The following is a 20,580-nucleotide window of genomic DNA, read 5'->3' as shown; positions in this document are numbered from 1 at the left end:
GTTTCTATTTTCCCATAGGCTGATCTTTAATATTCCATTTATCTGCTAATAATTTGATAAAATACGCACCAACCACACTTCGAGCTTGAAAACCAACCATCTTTCCGTTAGTTGTTTCATGCCAATCACTTAGCGGAACTCTACTCTCAGTTTCTGAAGCAAAGCGATATACTGGGTTTATAAATTTTTGGAAATCTGATTGATTATCAGCTAATGTTGCTGTCCATACAATCCAATCAGATTTAGTGTAAGTTTTACGACTATCTAAAGGCAAACCAAATTTGTTCTGCTTGGTTAAATAATAATTGATTTCCTTTTTATAAAGTGACTCTGGAAAAAGATTTAACTTTAATAACTTATCCCAAACCAAATTGTATTTCTGGCTCCAAGTATTTTTGTCATTAAAGGTTAAGGCGTAATGGTCTCCATCTTCGGCTAGTTCCATCCATTTTTTAGCCATGATTAATGCCGCATCTCTAACTCTTTTTGCTTCTGCTTTTTTGCCTAATGTTTGTGCCATTTGAGCATAGGCTCCTAAAGCAACAATTGCTTTAACAGATAAATTAGAATTTCTTGCCAAGTGACCTGCAAAATCATCGGTACATAACTGATTGGCTGGATCAAACCCTTCTTTTAATAAATAGTCTGTCCAAACAGACATCACTTTCCAATGTTTTAGAGCATAATTTGCATTACCTTCTGCTTTGGCTATTGCTCCTGCAAGAATAATCATGTTACCAGCCTCTTCCACCGGCATATCCTCGCCATAAGTTTGTCCATTTGCTATAGGATATGTACCTAAATCATGCGCAGGAAAAGGTTTTTTCCATTTACCACTTTCTGAATAATAAAAAATACCATTTAACATCCCTTTAAGTAATTCGGGGTTGTAGATTAAATATTGCGGAGCAGATGGATAAGTGATGTCAACCGTATTGATGGAACCGTTACTGAAATTCTCTTTAGACAGAAAAAGTAAATCGCCATTTGGTGCATAAGCTATTTTGTGAGCGGAAACACTTTGACGATATGCATATTTACATAAATCTGCATATTTCTTTCCTCCGGATTTAAATGCATCAGCATAAAGTTTTGCATCAAAAGCAGCACATTTAATTTTTATTGCAGGATAATCCGTGTTAGCAATGGCCAATTGATCTTCAAATTTTTTAGATCCCAATTTTTTCCATAATGGCAAAAGGTGTTCACCGAAATATTCTACAGATTGCAAATCATCATAACCTAACATCATATATTTCTCAACGGCGATTGATGCTATTTTACCAAAAGGAATTACACTATTTAAGGTTAATTGTTTGTCGTTTAAACGCTGGGTTTGCTTTGAGTAACTTTTATTTATAAAGCTCGAATTAGAAGATGTTCCATCAATATATTGAGCAGCTTTAAATTTTGATGGAATTGCCACATATATATAACCCCAATCAATTCTAACATCGTCACCTTTCTTTTGCAAAACAGGTTGTTCTACTGTTCCAGCTTTTAAGATTGATAAGGTGTTAGTAGCTGTTTTCCACGCAGACACCTGCTGCGTATTTTTGTTAACTGCAATGTTCGAAGAGGCACTAAAAAATAAATCTACGTCATGCGTTTTAGCATCATTGGCTTTTACAGTATAACTGATGTAACTAATTGGCCTGGCTGTTAATTTAATATCATTTAATAGCAATGGGGATGTGAAGGTAACTTCTAGGTTAACGCCCCCACAAGCAAAATCATACTTTGTGGTTGTTGCATTAAAAGTAACTTTTGTTTGTTTAGCCTGTTCGGTTTTGGCTACCGTAGGAACATCTTCAACTATACCGGCATCTAAATGTCTTCCACCGGCACTATTTTTCACATGGATCGCTAAAACATTCTCGCCTTGTTTTAAGATGCCATTTTCGATAGGGATGTTGATGAATTCATGAACCCATCCTTCTTTCTGGTAAATCGTTTTACCATTTAAATACACAATAACATTGTCATCATGGTTAAGACTTAAATACTTTTTTGCTTGAGATAAATCATTGACAGTAAATGTTCTTCTATAATATAAATCATCTGTAGTCCATTTCGTTTTAGCGTTACCTTCATCGCCAAATGGAGCAGAACCTTTCTGCCATTTTGAATCATCGAAACTTGAAGTAAACCAATTTTCACCAGGCTGTGTAAATGTATAGTTAGCCTGATAAGCAACTTGTTCTGCATTTGGGAGTAAAATTGAGTAAGCTTTATTTTCTGCTCCTAGAAATTTATAGAATTTACCATCTACCTTTAAGATCCCCACTAAGCCATGCTCCCTTCCAGTCCAATGTTTGGTTGACGTTTCATTTAGCTTATCACCAAATGACCAAATACTAAAATACGTATCATGGGTAATTAATGGATATGCTGGAGCCTTATCTTGTGCTATTAAGTTAGACAATGAAACTAGGCAAACAATTGCCAATAAATAGAATTTTTTCATACAGAATTTGGTTAGTTTATGTGGTAAAACGTTTTACTTATGCTGCAGTACTTAATCCAAGAATCATAACTTTTTTAAGCTAACCGTAGTTAATCAAAAGATAGGCTAGGCACACATAAAACGTTTTAGTAAATCAATATTATCAATAAATATTCAAATTATCACACAGCCTTTCGTAACTTTAATGATACAGGATTAATAATTTACCAACGAGGAATATCGTCTTTTAATTGAGTGTTAATAATTATGCAAAGGGTGCTTTTATAAGCACCCTTTGCATAATTATTAATTGTATCCTGGGTTTTGGGCTAAATTTATATTAAGTGTTCTTTGTACCTGCGGGATTGGGAACAGATTTCTAAATGATGCGGAAGGAACGTGATCCCACCATGAAGCAGTTGTAAATTTACCAAAGCGAATAAGATCATCTCTCCTAAAACCTTCGAATATAAATTCTCTTCCTCTTTCAGCTAAAAACTCATCGTAAGTAAGCGTTGCAGTTGTGTATGGAACAAAATCTGCTGGTGCAAAAGCACGTTGTTTACAAGCATTAATCAAGGTTAATACCTCTGCATTAGCTATTCCTCCATTTTTACGCATCAAAGCTTCTGCTTTTGCAAAATAAATCCAAGTTAACCTGTAAATATTCCAATCTGTATTATTATAGTTTGGATCTATTGGAACTGGCACACCATTAATAATACCCGGCACCGAATTTCCAAGCTTGTATTTATTAAAACGGACACCACTGTTTTCTTCTCCTTCACTCATGGTAGAAACTGTAGAACCAATTTTGTTTTTGCGGATATTATCTACAAAAACTACTTGTGAGCCACTATATTCATTACCACCACTCGCTAAGTTTGGCTGACCATTATCAAATCTTACCATAGGCCCCTCTAGCAACCAACCTCTTTTTCTTAAATCGCTATCGCTATAGGTTGTAAATACCCCTGGAATAACAACTACACCATCGTTACCATTACGAGTACCGCCATAAATTGGTCCTTGTTGGAAGTGATAAAATTCACCTGTCCATGAGGGCTCAAATACCGCTAACTTATATTCATAAGCAATTGAGAATATGGTTTCTTTAGATAAATCGTTAGTACTTTTAAATTGATCAAAAATATTAGGATCTAAAGCCATTGCACCATTTTGACCTCCTGCTGCACCTGAAATTAATTTATCTGCTGCTGCAATACAATCATCCCAGCGTGCTGTACCTGTCCATACTTCTGCATTTAAGTATAGTTCAACCAGCATAGCATACCCACCTGCCTGACTCATTCTACCTGTCATTGCTTTTGAGTGTAATGGAGCTTTTGCAATGTTATCTTTGATTTCTTTTTCAATAAAATTGAATACCTCTTTTCTGGCAACAGTTGCTGGTTTAGCTGGAGTACCCACTTTTGTAACGATCGGAATGTTACCAAATAAATCCATTAACTTCAGGTAATGAAATGCCCTTAGCAATTTCAACTCTGCGATGTAGGCATCTTTTTCTACTTGTGTAATTCCCATTTTAGAAATATCTCTTTTTTCTAGATTTTCAATCGGGTCGTTGCACAATCCCATACCCCAGAACATTAGAGACCATGCATTATTTAATGGTCCATCATCGCTTAGCCACGTATGATAATGTAGTCTTTTCCACTTACCACCATCTTCACCGTGTTTACCTTTTGTTGGCCAAGCCAATTGATCCCCAGATAGCTCTGAAGGACGCCACCAGCCATCTTGTCCTGATGGAGTTGCCCATGCATTTGCATGTGTATAAGGCCTAAGCACTGCTGATAGTACTTCGTTTTTATTGTTATAAAAATTATCAGATATTAACTGATCATATACATTTTCATCTAGTTTCGTGCAACTATTCATTAATAGCATTGGTGCAGCAACTAAACATGTCAGAATTATTTTACTATATGTTTTCATTATCTTAATTATTAAAAGCCAAAATTAACACCGAATAAAAATTGTCTTGTACTTGGGTAAGGACTTCTTGAATCGATACCTGGGCCTAAACCTGTATCAGAAACAAAGTCTGGATCATTACCCGTATAACCTGTAATTGTCCATAAATTCTGACCAGTTACATAAGCCCTTAAATTTCTAACTCCTTTTAATCTAAAGGTGTAACCTAGCGTTACCTCATCCACTTTCAAGAAACTTCCTCTCTCCAAATAATAATCAGAGTACATGTAAGTATCCTTAATGGCAGCATATTTGGTAAATGTGCTATTTAACAGGTTTGTTCCAGCACCATTTTTATTTCCATAAGAGATGGCCATGGTATTAAGGATATCGTAATCTAATTTACTTCTTAAAAACACCCTTAAATCGAATGATTTATACCTAAAATTGTTGGTTAAAGACAGGTAATATTTAGGAATTGCATTACCAATAACCGCTAAATCTGTTTGATCTCTGAAGGTTGAGGTATTAATTTGAGCATTAGGAACTACTTCATTCTTCCTGTTATAGAATGTCCATTTTCCATCGGGTGTAAAACCTGCAAACCTCTTACCCCAAAACTCACCTAGGTCTCTTCCTTCGTAAGTACGAATTGCATCACCCAATGCACCAAAACCACCAATACCGCCAAAAGTTTTTAAATCTCTCTTATATTCATCATTAGAGTAGCGATCAAGTGTGTTCTTAGTTGTACTAGCTGTAAAATCGATATCCCAAGTAAAGTTTTGATTTTTCACTGCTAAATAACCCAAAGTAATCTCAATTCCCTTGGCAGAAATTGTACCTACATTTGTATTAATAGAACTTACAATAAAAGGAGGTTGTGGCGAGGTGTAAGAATCTAATAGATCTTCTGTTACCCTGTTATACAATTCAATTGAACCAGATAACTTATTGTCAAGAACAGTAAAATCGATACCTAAGTTGGTTTCTTTTTTTCTTTCCCATCTAATGTTTGGGTTCGGATTTCTATTTGGTCCGTAAGTTTGCAAATACTCTCCAGTTGGGAATAAATAAATACCACCTCCACTAAGTGTAACCAATGAAGCATAGTTAGCAAAACCAGAGTTTCCTGTTTCACCATAGCCCAGTCTTATCTTCAAATTATTTACCCATTTCACATTTTTCATGAAATTCTCTTGAGTAACATTCCATGCACCAGAAACAGCCGGGAATGTTGCCCATTTATTATTAGCCCCAAATCTTGATGAACCTTCTCTTCTTATGGTAGCCGTTAATATATATTTATCATCATAAGAATAAAAACCCCTTGCAAAACCTGCAATTAAGGTATTGTCATTTTTATTACTACCAATACCTATTCTGTTTACCACAACAGGTACACTACCCATGTTATTGTCTTCGAATAAATCGTTAACGTAACCACGGTTGTTTGCATTAAAACCTTCATTAACTTCATAACGATACATGTATCCTGCAAGACCAGATACTTTATGTTTTCCAAAAGATTTAGAATAATCTAATGTTGGCTCTATGTTAAAATTCTGGCTTAAACCTGTAGCTCTTGCTGCATAACCACCACCGGGAGCATTCGAATCTTCTAAAGAGTTCTGGCTGTTTTTATCTCTATATTCACTAGAAATTGTCCAATCACGTTGGTGAGCTGCAAAAACAGAGCCTGTTAATCCTGGAATAATTTCCAAGGTTAATTTACCATCAACTGAAGAAGTTTGTTGTTGCAACCTGTTTTTCTCTAAAGAAAGTCGAGCAACCTCATTTGTAATGGTACGTGTAAATAAAGGTGAACCATCAGCCTTAAAGTAGGATTCTGTTGGGTTTTTGGTCAACACGTTTTCCCAACCACCACCACCTAATCGGTTTGCATTGTTAAAATTAGCTGCTACGTTAAACTGTGCTGTCAGTTTATCTTTTAATCCACGTTGTGTTAAACTTAAACGTAAACCATACTCTTTTCTAGCATTTTCTTTAGCAAAGCCTTGAATATCCCTATAGTTTCCACTTACCCTATAGTTAGCATTTTGCGAACCTCCAGAAACTGCCAAATTATGGTTGTGTGATAAATTATCATCATTAATCAAATCGTAGAAATAATTAAAATCGCCTCCTAAATCTGGAATTACATATTCTCCACTTTTAATTCTTTCCCTTAATTGGGTTGCATTCATGAAGTCGGGTCTTTTAACCAAACGCTCTGTTCGCACGTACGAATTGTAGTCGAACCTAGAAGGACCAACTTTACCTTTTTTAGTAGTGATGATAATTACACCTGCATTGGCTCTTGTACCATAAATAGCAGCTGCCGAACCATCTTTCAGGATACTAAACGATTCAATGTCATCTTGTTGAAGAAGATCTAAGTTACCTCCTGGAATACCATCAATAATAATTAATGGAGATTGAGATCCTGAGATAGATGTTACACCACGCAATTGGATGCTTACACCTGAGTTAGGATTTGTACCCCCTGTTCTGGTAACCTGTAAACCAGCTACTTTACCAATAAGTAAATCCATTGGGTTTCTAGAGCCACTTTGCCTAAAACCAGAAGAATCAACTTTTGTAACTGCCGAAGAAATCTGGTCTTTGTTTAAGGATCCATAGCCAATTACCACAACTTGATTTAAATTGGTAGAATCGCTAAGCAGTTTAATTGATAAGGTAGTATTGTTACCTACTTTAACCTCTTGAGTTTTAAAACCAATAAAGGTAAATTGAAGCACATCATTTTCGCTATTGGTTTCGATGCTAAACCTTCCATTAGCATCGGTTACCGTGGTTTTACCTGTTGCTAAATTTTTAACACCAACCCCAGCGGTGGGCGTATTGGTGTCATCAACAACGATGCCTGTAACTGTTTTGCGCATTTGGTCTCGTTGCAATAATCTTTTAATTTTCAAAGATTCTGTGATGAATTTACCATCAGAATGCATCGAAAACACAGAGGTACTGAGCAAAATACTCGCACAGAGCCCTGTAATTTTGAGTAAATTAGTTTTCATTAGCCGTTTTTGTTTAATATTTGGTGTAGGTTATCTGTATTCAGGTTAATAAGATTTCGAATAAGCAGAAATCTTAAGTTTTAGATTAAAATGTGAGTCTGACGGGTTGAAATACTCGAACCTCAAATAATTTAAATAGGTTAGATTTTGGATGGACCGGAGCCATCGCATGGAGATTAAAACTATTCATACCCTTTTTTGCTTAGTAATTAGTAAAACGTTTTACTAATTGTTACAAATAACATTAATAATGACGAAAGACTGGATGGCAAATCGTACATATTTTTTGACACAGCGTACATATTTTTGTTTTAATGATTTGTATTTCAACTCTGTTTATTTAATCGCAACTCAAGAATATGTTGATAATTATACTAATATTGTTAGTAAATACTAATAATATTAGTAATAACTTTACTGTTACTAAAGTTATTTGCAAACTCACGGCATAATGACTACTAGCAATGACAACGGAAAAACAGAAAATATTGACTAGGCTCAAAAGGCAGCTACTGGAAGCCCAAGAATCCAATCCCACCCTCATTGCCCCTGGCGATGGTTTTGGCCTTGGCCCTCTTGAAGCCTGTTTTCCCTTCAAGGTTTTTCCGACTGGCACCATCCACGAGTTCCTCGCCGAAAATCCGGAGAATATTGCGGCAAGCGAAGGCTTTATGGCAGGTCTAATGGCCAAGTTAATGGAAACAGGAAATCCCTGCCTATGGATCAGTCGTAACCGCAAGCTTTTTCCTCCTGCCCTGCAAGGCTTTGGTGTATGGCCACAGCAAGTAATCTTTATAGACCTGTACCGAGAAAAAGAAATCCTGTGGGTCATGGAAGAAGCTTTAAAATGTGAGGGCTTGGCAGTGGTAGTTGCAGAGTTACCAGACATAGATTTTGCGCAAAGCAGAAGGTTGCAACTGGTGGTAGAAAAAAGTAGGGTTACAGGCTTTTTATTAAGGAAAGAACCTAAGCGCTTATCTGCCACAGCCTGCACCGTTCGCTGGAGCATCAAGCCACAGCCAAGCGAACTACAAAGCGGTTTGCCCGGTGTTGGGCAACCACGCTGGGAAGTAAACCTCTTAAAGGTACGCAATGGGCATACTGGCAGCTTTTTATTGGAATGGGCAGCAGATCATTTCAAGTTTTTTGAAACAACAACAGCAATAGATTCAGCACACAGCAAACAAGCGGGATAAGATGAAAAGGTATGTAGTGATATGGTTCCCGAATTTATTAACGGACTGGCTTGCCATCCGGAAGCCTGAGCTAAAGGAAAAGGTATTTGTGTTCACTGCTAATGTGCGTGGCAGGGTAATGATTACCGCAGCCAGTAAGGCAGCAGAAATGCAAGGTATATTTGTAGACACTGCCCTTGCAGATGCCAAGGCCATTGTGCCTGAGATACAGGTCTTTGATGATCAAATAGGCTTGTCGCAAAAACTATTGACACGTATTGGCAAATGGAGCATCCGTTTCACGCCCATCGTTGCCATAGATTTACCCAATGGTTTAATATTGGATGCCTCGGGTTGCACACACCTTTGGGGTGGCGAGAAAGGTTACCTGCAAATGATCTTGCAACGCCTGAGGGAAGCTGGCTACCATTGCAGGGCCGCCATAGCCGACACCATTGGCACAGCCTGGGCAATTGCAAGGTACGGAACGATTAGTCCCATAATCTCATCAAACCAACAGTACAACGCAATGTTAAATTTACCACCCACTGCCTTGCGCCTTGATAACCTCATTATGCAACGCTTGCACAAACTGGGCTTAACCCAAATAGGAAAGTTTATCCAAATGCCCCGCTCTGTTTTACGTAGGCGTTTTGGGGAAGAACTATTATTAAGGTTGGGGCAAGCCTTGGGAACCGTAGAGGAATCCATTAAACCCCTGGTGGTAGTCTTGCCATACGAAGAACGATTGCCTTGCCTAGAACCCATTCGCACCAAACCTGCCATAGAAATGGCAATTACCAAGTTGTTGGAATTGCTTTGTTTGCGCTTAAGCAATGAAGGTTTGGGCATCCGCTCTGCTACACTTAAGGGCTATCGGGTTGATGGTAGGTTGACCGAGGTACAGATCGGCACCAACCAAGCCACCAATCAAGTTGCCCATTTGTTTAAACTATTCGAGTTAAAAGTTGCCACCATCGAACCTGCATTGGGCATTGAGTTATTTGTTTTAACAGCTACAAAGGTAGAAGCGGTGCTGGTGCATCAAGAAAAATTGTGGTCGGGCAAACCAGGTTTGGCAGATACCGGGCTTGCCCAGTTATTGGATAGGTTGGCCGGCAAGATCGGTCAACAAGCCATTCGTCGCTATTTACCAGCTGCGCATTATTGGCCAGAACGTTCACTTCGCCCTGCCCTTTCGTTAGAAGAACAGGCAGAAACCCAATGGCAAAACACCAACCCCCGCCCAATGGAAATGTTAAGCAGGCCAGAACCTGTACAGGTAACTGCGCCCATCCCAGATTATCCACCAATGAATTTTCGTTACAAGGATGAGTTGCACATGGTTAAAAAGGCTGATGGACCTGAACGCATTGAAAGGGAATGGTGGCTAGAAAAAGGCGAACATAGGGATTATTATATCTTGGAAGATGAAAAAGGGAGAAGGTACTGGGTGTTTCGTTCAGGGCATTACAATGAGCAAAAGTCTGAATGGTTTTTACACGGATTTTTTGCATAGTTAATTTGTTATGGGCTACTGCGAATTACAAATCACCAGCAACTTTAGCTTTTTAAGAGGTGCTTCACATCCCGAGGAAATGGTGCAACAGGCTGCTGCCTTTGGTTACCCCAAGATTGCCATTACAGATGTAAACACATTGGCTGGCATTGTTAGGGCGCATAGCGAAGCAAGAAAACACAACATCCAATTGATACCAGCCTGTAGGTTAGATTTGTTGGACGGAAGCAGCCTACTCGCCTATCCTACCAATAGAGAAGCATATGGGCGTTTATCTGCCTTGCTGAGCCTGGGTAACCTGAGGGCAGAAAAGGGAAAATGCCATTTGTACCGAGCCGATATATTTGCACATAAGGAAGGGATTATCTTCATTGCCATTCCACCAAACGCATTAAGCAAAGGCTTTGATTTTGAAGCCACCTTTCCAGACGAGTTAAGGCTTTATAAACAGGAATTTGGTAAGCTACTTTATCTGGCGGCTAACCGAAACTATCAAGGTCAAGACCAGAAAAGGATGTATCGCTTGGCAACATTGGCCAAAAGCCTAAACATTCCCTTGGTTGCCACCAATGATGTGTACTATCATGACCTGCAAAGACGAGAGCTACAGGACGTACTGACCTGTGTTCGTGAGAAATGTACCATTCAAAACGCTGGCTTCCGTCTGCACCAAAATGCCGAGCGGCACTTAAAGCCCATTGAAGAGATGGAAAGGTTGTTTAGGCAATATCCCGAAGCGATTGAAAAAACGATGGAGATTGCAAACCTGTGCCAATTCACGTTAGATAGCTTGGAATATATCTATCCCGAAGAAATTACCTCAAAAGGACGCACGCCACATGAGGAACTCGAATACCTGTCATGGAAAGGCGCAAAAGAGATTTTTGGCGAACCCCTACCAAAAAAGGTAATCGATAACATTAACCACGAGATGGCATTTGTGAAGGAGATGAATTATGCTTCCTATTTTTTGACGGTTTATGACATTGTGCGTTTTGCAAGGGAACAAAAAATATTATCCCAAGGGCGTGGCTCTGCAGCCAACTCAACCATCTGCTATTGCCTGGGCATTACCTCTGTAGACCCTACCAAGTTCGACTTGCTCTTTGAACGTTTCATATCATCGGCTCGTAACGAGCCACCAGACATTGACGTGGATTTTGAGCACGAGCGCAGGGAGGAAGTAATCCAGTACATCTATAACAAATATGGTCGTGACCGAGCAGCCATTGTTGCCACCGTTACGCAGCTACACCAAAAAGGAGCAATAAGAGATGTGGGCAAGGCAATGGGCTTATCCGTTGATACCATCAATAGGCTATCTGCTTCCATTTGGGAGTTTACCGATGAATGGTTTGAGGGCAACAGAATTACAGAACAGGGATTAAACCCTAAAGACCCCTTGCTTTTGAAGGTACTGGACTTAACAGGTCAAATGATGGGTTTTCCGAGGCAATTAGGGCAACATACCGGGGGTTTTGTGATTACCCGAGGTAAACTCACCGACCTCTGCCCCATCCTTAATGCTCGGATGGAAGACCGCACTAACATTGAATGGAACAAGGATGACATAGATGCATTGGGCTTCCTAAAGATTGATGTATTGGCACTGGGGATGCTAACCTGTATCAGAAAGGGATTTGATTTGGCAAAAAAACACTACGATCTGGATTTGACCTTGGCCAGCATCAACAAGGAAGATGACCCCAAGGTTTATGAGATGATAAGCCATGCAGATACCATTGGCGTATTCCAGATAGAGAGCAGGGCACAGCAATCCATGTTGCCAAGGTTGCGTCCACAATGTTTTTATGACTTGGTAATCGAGGTTGCCATTGTGAGGCCCGGCCCCATACAGGGAGACATGGTACATCCCTACCTACGCAGGAGAAATGGCGAGGAAAAAGTAGATTATCCATCTGAAGAATTGAGGGAAATATTGGGTAAAACTCTTGGTGTTCCCTTGTTTCAAGAACAGGCGATGAAGATTGCCATTGTAGCCGCTGGCTTTACGCCTGCTGAGGCTGATGAGCTGCGACGAAGCATGGCCACCTTTAAGATGCATGGCATGGTAACCAAGTTTGAAAAGAAATTGGTAGATGGAATGACGGGAAATGGCTATACCGAAGAATTTGCCAGAAGGGTGTTTAAACAGCTGGAAGGTTTTGGAAGTTATGGTTTTCCAGAAAGCCATGCAGCTAGTTTTGCACTTTTGGTCTACGTTTCTTGTTGGCTAAAGTGTTACTATCCAGATGTTTTTGCAGCAGCATTGCTTAACTCTATGCCAATGGGTTTTTATCAACCTGCCCAGATCGTGATTGATGCCCGCAGGCACGGTGTGGAAGTTAGGGAGGTAGATATCAATGTGTCTCATTGGGATAACATCTTACAAGAAAAAGCTGGAAACTATTGCGCACTTCGTTTAGGTTTTAGGCAGATTAAGGGAATACGTGAGGATGATATGCAATTATTGGTTAATGGGCGTGGAAAAGGTTATACCAACATTCATGGCTTACTGGACGCGGGGGTTTCACTGGATGCACTGGAAAGGTTGGCAGATGCAGATGCCTTTCGCTCCCTACGGCTCGATCGTAGGCAAGCACTTTGGGAAGTATCTGCCATGCAAGACAGGCCAATTGCCCTATTTGAGGGGCAAGCCTCTGCAAGTGACCTAGAAAGCCAGATACAACTGCCATTGATGAGCAAGGGTGAGCATGTGGTACAGGACTATGCCACCACTGCCCTATCACTGAAAGCACACCCAGTTAGTTTTGTAAGAGAGAAACTGAACCTGCTACACGTTAAGTCTAGCGCAGACCTACCAGACATAGCAGATGGAAGGCTGATCAAGATAGCCGGATTGGTTTTGGTAAGGCAGCGCCCTGGCACGGCTGGAGGTGTTTGCTTCATCACCATTGAAGATGAAACTGGCTTTAGCAATCTGGTGGTATTTCAGCACTTATTTGAGAAGTACCGAAAGGAAATATTGCAATCGAGGTTACTGATGGTGGAGGGAAAACTGCAACGAGAAGGAGAAGTGGTGCACATCATTGTACAGAAGTGTTTTGATTATACTAAACTATTAAAGGGATTAACAGCCAAAGACGATGATCAATTGCCGTTACTTACCCTTTCCCGAGCAGATGAAAGGTCTGCTCCCTACACCACAGAAAACAAGCGTTCGCAGGTGAGGGAAGCTGCACCCCAAGAGATATTTCCGGGCGGCAGGAATTTTAAATAAGGAAGATATGGAGCAATTGAGTTTTTTCCAGAACATGGGCAAAGCTCCGGATTACCAGTCGAGGTTTTGAAATACCGTACAAGTGTTGCTGAAGAAAATATGATCATGCGTTAATGGATAAATTCATTGAACAAACCCCTTGGACCCAAAAGGTGGTACAGATATATGATAAGCAGGTAATCACGCCTCGCCTATCAGCTTGGTTTGTAGATGCAGAAAAGTACTGCATTAATTATCAACAAATCAAAAGTAGCCTGTATTCACCATCGTTTTCTTTCGGTGCCCTATGCACACATGGTAAAACCTGTTGTTCAGGATAATCTACTGCCAATTTCCACAGGTGGCCTACGCCTAAATTTACAGGATTTGCATTCGCTTTAGGTTGATAATGCAGGTCAAAAGAATACTCTTTCAAAAAGTCTTCAAACCCTGTCTGTGGACCATTATATAATTCCTGAAGTTTTTGCCGAATATCAGGAATTAAAACCCTTTGTTCAACCTGATCATTGGGTATGATATCACTTGCAGCGCCATGATAGGTACATAAAAAAGTGTCAATAGCAATAGGCGAACGATCTACATGATAAGAATATACATCGGTTGAAATGAAATCTAATTCCTCATCTCGTTCATAACTTTTCAGTAAATTGAGAGTCGGCAATGCCCCCAAACCTGCCAATAACCTTAAATCGTTTAATATAATCTCCCTGGCCATGGCACCTTCCTGTGATAAGGGCAGGGCTAAAAGCTCGTCAATTGAAACATCTGTAACATTTTCTTTTAATTGAAGCTTAGCAACAATTTCCCTGAAATCTCCAACTAGTTCCCTTTGCCAGCAAATTGCGTTTGTTGTGTCCTTAAAACCTGTATTTATCAAATCATCAAATGTAGAAACCACTCCAACCTGATTGCTTTCCGAAAAATTGCTGCTCATATTATTAGTTGCACAATTTAGCCAATCAATTTAAAAAAGGCAAATGCTCGATCTTAGCTACTTGGATTTAGATTCTGTCCATTTATTATTCACCTTATCAAGAATATCTTGATATTGATTTTTGAATGATTCTATTGTTTTATCATCCACCGGAACTCCCTGCTTTTCAGCAAAACTAATTTCAAGTTTTAATTTGTAGATTTCGTTTAGCGCATTGTTATAGGCAATCCACATCCCTTTGTTGTCAAAGAAAGTGTTATAGGCACTAATTACGGTTATACAACCAGAAATAATCAATGCAATAATCCTAAGAGTATCTTGTATTTCCTCAATATTGAGCCCTCAGACTATTGTAGAGAAAGCAGCCAAAATAGTTACACTTAGATATGTCCAAAAGGCTACTTTCCTGTAATATAACCTACTACTATTTATTCTTGTAATTCGATTATCGATTTGCTCCTTAAGATATTTTAGTTGTTCTGATTCCATTACTATTTTGTTTGATGAAAATTTGGCAATGTAGGTTTCCTAATGGGGTTAGCTGCTCATTGTTTTCAATTTAGTAAATATAGGTCATTTCAGAACTACTGCTTAATAGCCGTACAAAAGTTCATTTTCTTTGAAGGACTTACTTGATGGAACATTCATTTAGTGCCTTTCTATTTAATAAAAAGAACAAAGAAGCTACACTAATCCCAAAAATGATATCACATTTTTACGTAATAGATTCTCTTTCATAACACCTAATTGGTCTAAAAATTTTCGCTGATCAAGGTTTAAGTTCGACATTGGTAATACCACCCAAAAATCAGTACCAAACATTGTTCTACTTCTTATAAGATCTCCCTCTTCGTTATCTTCCTTTAGTTTCTCCATAAACTTAGCAGTTGCCTGCTCAGATTCTAGGTTGAACGAAAAGTCTGAATAAACCTGATGCTTTTTCATAAGATCCATTATTATTTGCACCCTTTTTGAATAAATGCTATTTGGTTCCGACCACGCTTTTCCAGATCCAAAATGGCCAAAGCAAAGTTTTAGTCCTTGAAATTCTTCCAATACAGGCGCCCATTCAATAGGTTCATTCAAGATCCTGGCTTTTGCAGTCCTTGTGCTTTGCTTTATTTCTTGCTCAATTCCATTTCGGTTTACAAAAAGTGGCTTTGCGAATGTGGATACTGACTCTCCTCCACAATGTGTCATAATGGGAATATTCTTTTCTGCACAAATTTGAAAAATCGGTTTTAACCTAGAATCTGTTGGAGCATATCCAAGAGCTGGATAACACTTAACTCCAAAGAATTTGGGTTCTACCGAATCAAAAGCACTAAGGAAAACATCATATAAGTTTTCCTCTGAACTATTGTTGTCATGATCAGCTCTTCTAGGGTCTATTGGCAAGAAGGGCAATACTGGGTATTGAGCCGACAATTCCGACAATTCCTTGTTTTGTTCCTGTTGGCTTTTCTTGATAGAATTATCCCATGCCATATTCAAATCCATACCCAGTGCTATGGTTACAAGTTCACAATCCTCACCACTTAATTCCCTATTAACATGGTGTATCCCATATTTATCACGAAAAGACTTATAAACATCCTCCATTTTCTTTGAGCCCAATAGGTTCAGAATAAATCTACATCTTCTCAAAAATTCACCTAGGCCAAGTTTAGAAAGCTCTACCTTATTTGATGTTGCCCTTTCCAATTCAATCAAATCCAAATTTAATTTCATCTTGTTTACGGCTTCTTCAACATCTGAAATAGAGCCTATGATAGACGGGTCGTCATAAATGTTTTCTACCAATTCTTTGGTGGAGGCGATCTTCATCTCGTGAGGCATTGAATTTCCTGTTAATATTTTATATGCTGTAGGCTTAAGCATTTCAGGAATTCCAGCAATCATTCTTATGGCCAAATACATGACATTAATGCATTTACTGTCAAATAAATGGCAATGGGCATCAAAAACGAAGTTGTTTCTTTCTATTACATCTTTTGTAACAGAACTTAGTCTTGACCTTGGGTCTTGACTGATTCTTTGGCGTGCTTTTTCAATAAACTCTAGCTGTTTTGGTGTATATGACATTTCTATTTGATTAATGTTTTAACTCACTGTAAAGGCTAATCCGGTTTCCTAATTTCTATAATTAAATCCAAAATTCAATATAATTCCTAATACTGAACCTTGTACAATTGCTAGGCAGCATAAATCCCCAGACTTTTATATTTTTGTCAATAGGTAAATGCGACTATACAGTACGATAAACACCTGTTTAACAACTGTTTATTTTATTCATTTTCATTATACATTCACAAATATACTGCGCCAAAAAACTGAAGTCAAGCGTAAAAACACCCTTTTTAAAACGTGTTTTTACGCTTGTTTTAGAGTAGGATTTTTTGTAATTAAAAATAACCCTCACTTAATTTTAACGAGCTTTCCTGTTTGCGTGGTAACACTTTTAATCCCAATGCGTCATAAATTAGAACATTTGGATTACTGATAAAATGGTGGAGAAAAATAAAAAGACAAGATTGGCTTCTGTTAAGAAAAAAATAATAGCGGAATTGGAAGATAAAAATATGTAAAGCACCTCATAAAGGTGGAAATCAAAAAAGCCAATATCTCTATTGGCTTTTCATTTTACTTAACAATCTTACTAACACAATTGTATCCAGCACCTGAGTCGAACCACTTAAATGCAAAATTAATAGCATTTAGTCAAGCTTAATCCAACACCGCTACTGTTAGCTTAACAATATTACCAAAACTGGTGGCATCTGGACTAGTTTTTGCCGTAACCTGCATTCCCTTTACCGCATTGAAGATAAATTTGGCCAGTACCAATGCATCCTGCGTATTTTTAATCTCTCCACTTTCCTGACCTTTTTTAATGACCTGAAAAAAAGCGGTTTCCATTTGCTTTTCGTTTTGGCAAACCAGTTTACTTACTTCTTGATCATGTGGTGCTACCTCAACTTCGGCATTTACCATGAAACAGCCTTTCTGCTGTTTATCGCCCACTAAATCATTGGTGGCCAATTCCATCAACTTAATCACCGTTTCTTTCGCAGAACTTGATTGATCTATAATTTCGTTGATTTTTGCATTTCCAGCCAGCTGGTAGCTTTCTAATGCTTTTAAAAATAGGGTGTGTTTATCACTATAGGTATCGTACAAACTCGAGCGACTAATGCCCAGTGCATCTACCAAATCCTGCATAGAAGTAGCATTGTAGCCCTTATGCCAAAAAAGTTGGATTGCCTTGGTCAGCACCTCATTCTCATCAAAATCTTTCGTTCTTGCCATAACCAGAAATAGCCTTGCTTAATAAAGCAAAGCTATTCATTTTAAATTAATTCTCGTAAAACGAAGCACTACCTTACGCCACCACTTGCAATCAGGATTTCGCCAGTTAACCAACGAGAATCTTCCGAAGCCAAAAATACTGCGATATCAGCAATATCATCTGGGTTACCACCACGACCTAATGGCGTTGAAGCAATGGCTTCTTTTTGGAAATCGCTGCCAATAAAACCAGCAGTATGTGTGCCTTCAGTTTCTACCATACCTGGATTGATGGAGTTTACACGGATATTCTTAGCACCCAATTCTTTAGCCAATACTTGCGTAATTGAGTCAACGGCACCTTTGGTTGCCGTGTAAATTGAGCTTGCCACCGGTGTGATGGCAGTTACTGCCGATCCAATGTTAATGATGCTACCACCACCTAAATTGAAATGTTTCAATGCGCCTTGTGTGCTCAACAACAAACCAAGTACATTGGTATCAAATTGGCGGTGAAAGTCTTCTGCTGTAATTTCTTCAATGGCACCAAATTGATAAACGCCTGCATTGTTTACCAAGATATCAACTGGACCGAAAGTGGTATTGGTTTCGTCAAATAATTTGGCTAAATCTGTTGCATTGGTCACATTGCCCTGGATAGCGATTGCCTTGCCTCCTGCTGCGGTAATTTCTTCAACCACTTGATCTGCACCAGCTTTTGCAGAAGCATAATTTACAACTACACTTGCTCCTGCTGCAGCAAGACTTTTAGCAATACCAGCACCAATACCTTTTGAAGCGCCTGTAATTACGGCTATTTTATTTTCTAATTTTTTCATGTTTATCTTTGCTATCCCCTTATTGGAATAATCGTTCCACAAATATATAATCAAATTCGGAACGATTGTTCCATTATTATTTCTTATTATTTTTAGATGACAAATGGGGAAGGTTTTTAGGGATAGGGTTTATTATTTAGTCTTTCAACGCTGAGCTTAAAACCAATAAAAAGGCTCCTTTTTTGGTCCTTTGAGTTTCAACCGATCTACTATATCTGCAAAATCTTGTTTATCTTTAAAAATGGATAAACTTCACCTTTCACAGCTATTCATTTACCCAATCAAATCGCTAGGGGGCATTGCGCTTCAGCAGGGTTATATCAGTAACCGTGGACTTGAACATGACCGAGAATGGATGCTAATTGATCAGGAAGACACATTCATTAGTCAACGAAAATACCACCAACTTGCACTCCTACAAACCAGCATTACTGCTACTACAGTCACTGTCCAACACAAACACAAGCCAAATCAAAACATCTCTTTTTCGATAGCTGAACACCTCGATTCACCAATCGCGGTAAATATATGGGATGACCATTGTACAGGCTTGGAAGTGAGTACCAAAGTTAGCAAATGGTTTTCGGCCTACCTGCAAATGGATGCTAAACTGGTAAAAATGCCACAAACAGAAAACCGTAAAGTTGACCCAAGATATGCGCATCATGCTGAGACTGTAGGTTTTGCTGATGCCTATCCTAGCCTTATTATCGGGCAATCTTCATTAGACTTATTGAACACAAAATTAGCGCATCAAATTGGTATGGACCGTTTTCGTCCCAATCTAGTCTTTACTGGTGGTGAGGCACACCTTGAAGATGACATTACTGAATTTTCAATTGGCGAGGTTCAATTCTATAGCGCCAAACCTTGTAGCCGATGTATAATGATTACCGTAGATCAACAGACAGGAGAAAAAAGTCAAGAGCCATTAAAAACACTTTCTACCTACAGGAATTTTGGTCAGAAAATACTATTCGGGCACAATATAATGCATACTAACCTAGGCTTATTACGCATTGGCGATGAGCTAAAGATCACTAAAACGAGATAATTTAGCCGATGTGTGGTTTAAAAACAATCTGCTTAAGTAAGCCTTTGGTTTTTTCCTCAAAAAAACAATTGCTATGAGGTGCAAAATACATGAGGTGATGTTTTATTATTTAGCAGGTACTAGATTGGTATTTATTCTATCGTTTGGATCAAAAGATTTAACCACTTTTAGAATACCCCCATATCAAATACTATTTACGATTTATTTACAAAATTTACATTTTAATTTACAATCCAAATCGCTCAATCCGAAAAATATCAAACTAGATTCGCTTAATCAATTTGAAGGGATATGAAACATATGAAAAAAACCATCTATATGCTGATCTTACCGCTGGTTGTGGTGAGCGGTCTGGTATTTGCAAATCGTGAAACTAAAAATGAAACCAAGCCAATGTCCATTGCTGAAAGGAAAGCCCGTATGGTGGAGGACAGGAAAAAATGGGAGGCTTCTCCTGACGGTATAAAGTACAAAGAATGGGAGGTTTCTCCTGAAGGCAAAAAAGTGCATGCCAGTCATGATAAAATAAGCAAGTATATTAAGGCTTTCACCAATATGGAGGCCTTGGTAACCTCAGTTACTTTTCAGCACGCAAACGGTAAATCAGTAGAACCAAAATGGATCATAGTCAGGATCAATGGTGAAGAATACATGATGCAGTTTAGTCTAAAGGAATTTCAGCAGTTAAATAGCCTGAAGGTTAACGACAAAATAATTGTAAAAAGCCGTAGCGCAGGGTATTCTCCCAATCATCCATATTTGATTGTATCGGGCGACCATATTGAGCTTAATAATAAGATACTTTTTAAACGTGACTTTAGCAAAAACCGGTGCTGAGGATGATACCCATTTGTTCCTTAAAGTAACCTAAAAGAAAAATCTTGATTGACATAGATTTTCTAAAAATGACTAGAAAGGTTAAATCCTGCTCATTTTATCTATGCTAAAGCAAATGGGCTTTGAAATTTATATGTTTCCGAGAAAGCATCCCCTTTATTCCGATGTAAAGTGGCCGCCTGATTGGCTATAGTAAGAGGTAGGAATGATCTCTTTTGTTTAACCGAATGTAAACTAATCCTTTTAATACTAAAAAACTACTAACCCG

13 protein-coding genes are annotated in these 20,580 nt (G+C 38.7%); 5 read left to right on the top strand and 8 right to left on the bottom strand.

Annotated elements, in window-relative coordinates; translation table 11 throughout:
- Positions 1-4: 4 nt before the first annotated feature.
- From EZ428_RS12535 to EZ428_RS12525, 3 genes are all read right to left on the bottom strand, one after another.
- The gene (locus tag EZ428_RS12535) at positions 5-2,467 is read right to left on the bottom strand and encodes a glutaminase family protein (protein ID WP_131553516.1); all 2,463 of its coding nucleotides are present in this window, start codon (positions 2,465-2,467) and stop codon (positions 5-7) included.
- A gap of 285 nt (positions 2,468-2,752) precedes the next feature.
- Positions 2,753-4,405, bottom strand: coding sequence for a RagB/SusD family nutrient uptake outer membrane protein (locus EZ428_RS12530; RefSeq protein ID WP_131553515.1), 1,653 nt, complete (start codon positions 4,403-4,405; stop codon positions 2,753-2,755).
- A gap of 11 nt (positions 4,406-4,416) precedes the next feature.
- Positions 4,417-7,425: a SusC/RagA family TonB-linked outer membrane protein gene (locus tag EZ428_RS12525; protein ID WP_131553514.1), complete on the bottom strand. Its 3,009-nt coding sequence runs from the start codon at positions 7,423-7,425 to the stop codon at positions 4,417-4,419.
- A gap of 464 nt (positions 7,426-7,889) precedes the next feature.
- On the opposite strand from EZ428_RS12525, the gene EZ428_RS12520 reads away from it, so the two are divergent.
- The 3 genes from EZ428_RS12520 to EZ428_RS12510 are packed head-to-tail and all read left to right on the top strand — an operon-like array spanning position 7,890 to position 13,360.
- On the top strand, positions 7,890-8,621 hold the full coding sequence (locus EZ428_RS12520; RefSeq protein ID WP_131553513.1) for an ImuA family protein: 732 nt from the start codon (positions 7,890-7,892) through the stop codon (positions 8,619-8,621).
- A 1-nt stretch (position 8,622) separates the two neighbouring features.
- Positions 8,623-10,119 carry a Y-family DNA polymerase gene (locus tag EZ428_RS12515; RefSeq protein ID WP_131553512.1) on the top strand — a complete coding sequence of 499 codons (1,497 nt, stop codon included), beginning with the start codon at positions 8,623-8,625 and terminating at the stop codon, positions 10,117-10,119.
- Positions 10,120-10,129: 10 nt separating this feature from the next.
- Positions 10,130-13,360 carry an error-prone DNA polymerase gene (locus tag EZ428_RS12510; RefSeq protein WP_131553511.1) on the top strand — a complete coding sequence of 1,077 codons (3,231 nt, stop codon included), beginning with the start codon at positions 10,130-10,132 and terminating at the stop codon, positions 13,358-13,360.
- A 235-nt stretch (positions 13,361-13,595) separates the two neighbouring features.
- Here the strand turns inward: EZ428_RS12510 and EZ428_RS12505 are convergent, their stop codons facing one another.
- The 5 genes from EZ428_RS12505 to EZ428_RS12485 form a co-directional block, all read right to left on the bottom strand.
- Positions 13,596-14,294 (bottom strand): DUF1826 domain-containing protein, encoded by a 699-nt coding sequence (locus tag EZ428_RS12505; RefSeq protein ID WP_131553510.1) that lies wholly within the window; start codon positions 14,292-14,294, stop codon positions 13,596-13,598.
- A gap of 57 nt (positions 14,295-14,351) precedes the next feature.
- Positions 14,352-14,597, bottom strand: coding sequence for an SLATT domain-containing protein (locus tag EZ428_RS12500; RefSeq protein ID WP_262711794.1), 246 nt, complete (start codon positions 14,595-14,597; stop codon positions 14,352-14,354).
- Positions 14,598-14,978: 381 nt separating this feature from the next.
- Entirely contained in the window at positions 14,979-16,379 is a 1,401-nt protein-coding gene (locus EZ428_RS12495; RefSeq protein WP_131553508.1) for an amidohydrolase family protein, read from the bottom strand.
- Between the two features lie 642 nt (positions 16,380-17,021).
- The gene (locus EZ428_RS12490) at positions 17,022-17,603 is read right to left on the bottom strand and encodes a TetR/AcrR family transcriptional regulator (protein WP_131553507.1); all 582 of its coding nucleotides are present in this window, start codon (positions 17,601-17,603) and stop codon (positions 17,022-17,024) included.
- A gap of 68 nt (positions 17,604-17,671) precedes the next feature.
- On the bottom strand, positions 17,672-18,421 hold the full coding sequence (locus EZ428_RS12485; protein WP_131553506.1) for a glucose 1-dehydrogenase: 750 nt from the start codon (positions 18,419-18,421) through the stop codon (positions 17,672-17,674).
- 241 nt (positions 18,422-18,662) lie between these two features.
- Between EZ428_RS12485 and EZ428_RS12480 the strand changes: the two genes are divergently transcribed.
- The gene (locus tag EZ428_RS12480) at positions 18,663-19,475 is read left to right on the top strand and encodes an MOSC domain-containing protein (protein WP_131553505.1); all 813 of its coding nucleotides are present in this window, start codon (positions 18,663-18,665) and stop codon (positions 19,473-19,475) included.
- Between the two features lie 300 nt (positions 19,476-19,775).
- Positions 19,776-20,312 (top strand): hypothetical protein, encoded by a 537-nt coding sequence (locus EZ428_RS12475; RefSeq protein WP_131553504.1) that lies wholly within the window; start codon positions 19,776-19,778, stop codon positions 20,310-20,312.
- Positions 20,313-20,580 lie beyond the last annotated feature (268 nt).

The organism is Pedobacter frigiditerrae, from assembly GCF_004331645.1.
Lineage (GTDB): Bacteria > Bacteroidota > Bacteroidia > Sphingobacteriales > Sphingobacteriaceae > Pedobacter > Pedobacter frigiditerrae.
This window is presented reverse-complemented; position numbering and strand designations above follow the sequence as displayed.

Coding starts and splice junctions, on each gene's coding strand:
- EZ428_RS12505 (WP_131553510.1), bottom strand. CDS start 14,294: ATGAGCAGCAATTTTTCGGAAAGCAATCAGGTTGGAGTGGTTTCTACA.
- EZ428_RS12525 (WP_131553514.1), bottom strand. CDS start 7,425: ATGAAAACTAATTTACTCAAAATTACAGGGCTCTGTGCGAGTATTTTG.
- EZ428_RS12530 (WP_131553515.1), bottom strand. CDS start 4,405: ATGAAAACATATAGTAAAATAATTCTGACATGTTTAGTTGCTGCACCA.
- EZ428_RS12520 (WP_131553513.1), top strand. CDS start 7,890: ATGACAACGGAAAAACAGAAAATATTGACTAGGCTCAAAAGGCAGCTA.
- EZ428_RS12480 (WP_131553505.1), top strand. CDS start 18,663: ATGGATAAACTTCACCTTTCACAGCTATTCATTTACCCAATCAAATCG.
- EZ428_RS12510 (WP_131553511.1), top strand. CDS start 10,130: ATGGGCTACTGCGAATTACAAATCACCAGCAACTTTAGCTTTTTAAGA.
- EZ428_RS12475 (WP_131553504.1), top strand. CDS start 19,776: ATGAAAAAAACCATCTATATGCTGATCTTACCGCTGGTTGTGGTGAGC.
- EZ428_RS12490 (WP_131553507.1), bottom strand. CDS start 17,603: ATGGCAAGAACGAAAGATTTTGATGAGAATGAGGTGCTGACCAAGGCA.
- EZ428_RS12535 (WP_131553516.1), bottom strand. CDS start 2,467: ATGAAAAAATTCTATTTATTGGCAATTGTTTGCCTAGTTTCATTGTCT.
- EZ428_RS12485 (WP_131553506.1), bottom strand. CDS start 18,421: ATGAAAAAATTAGAAAATAAAATAGCCGTAATTACAGGCGCTTCAAAA.
- EZ428_RS12495 (WP_131553508.1), bottom strand. CDS start 16,379: ATGTCATATACACCAAAACAGCTAGAGTTTATTGAAAAAGCACGCCAA.
- EZ428_RS12515 (WP_131553512.1), top strand. CDS start 8,623: ATGAAAAGGTATGTAGTGATATGGTTCCCGAATTTATTAACGGACTGG.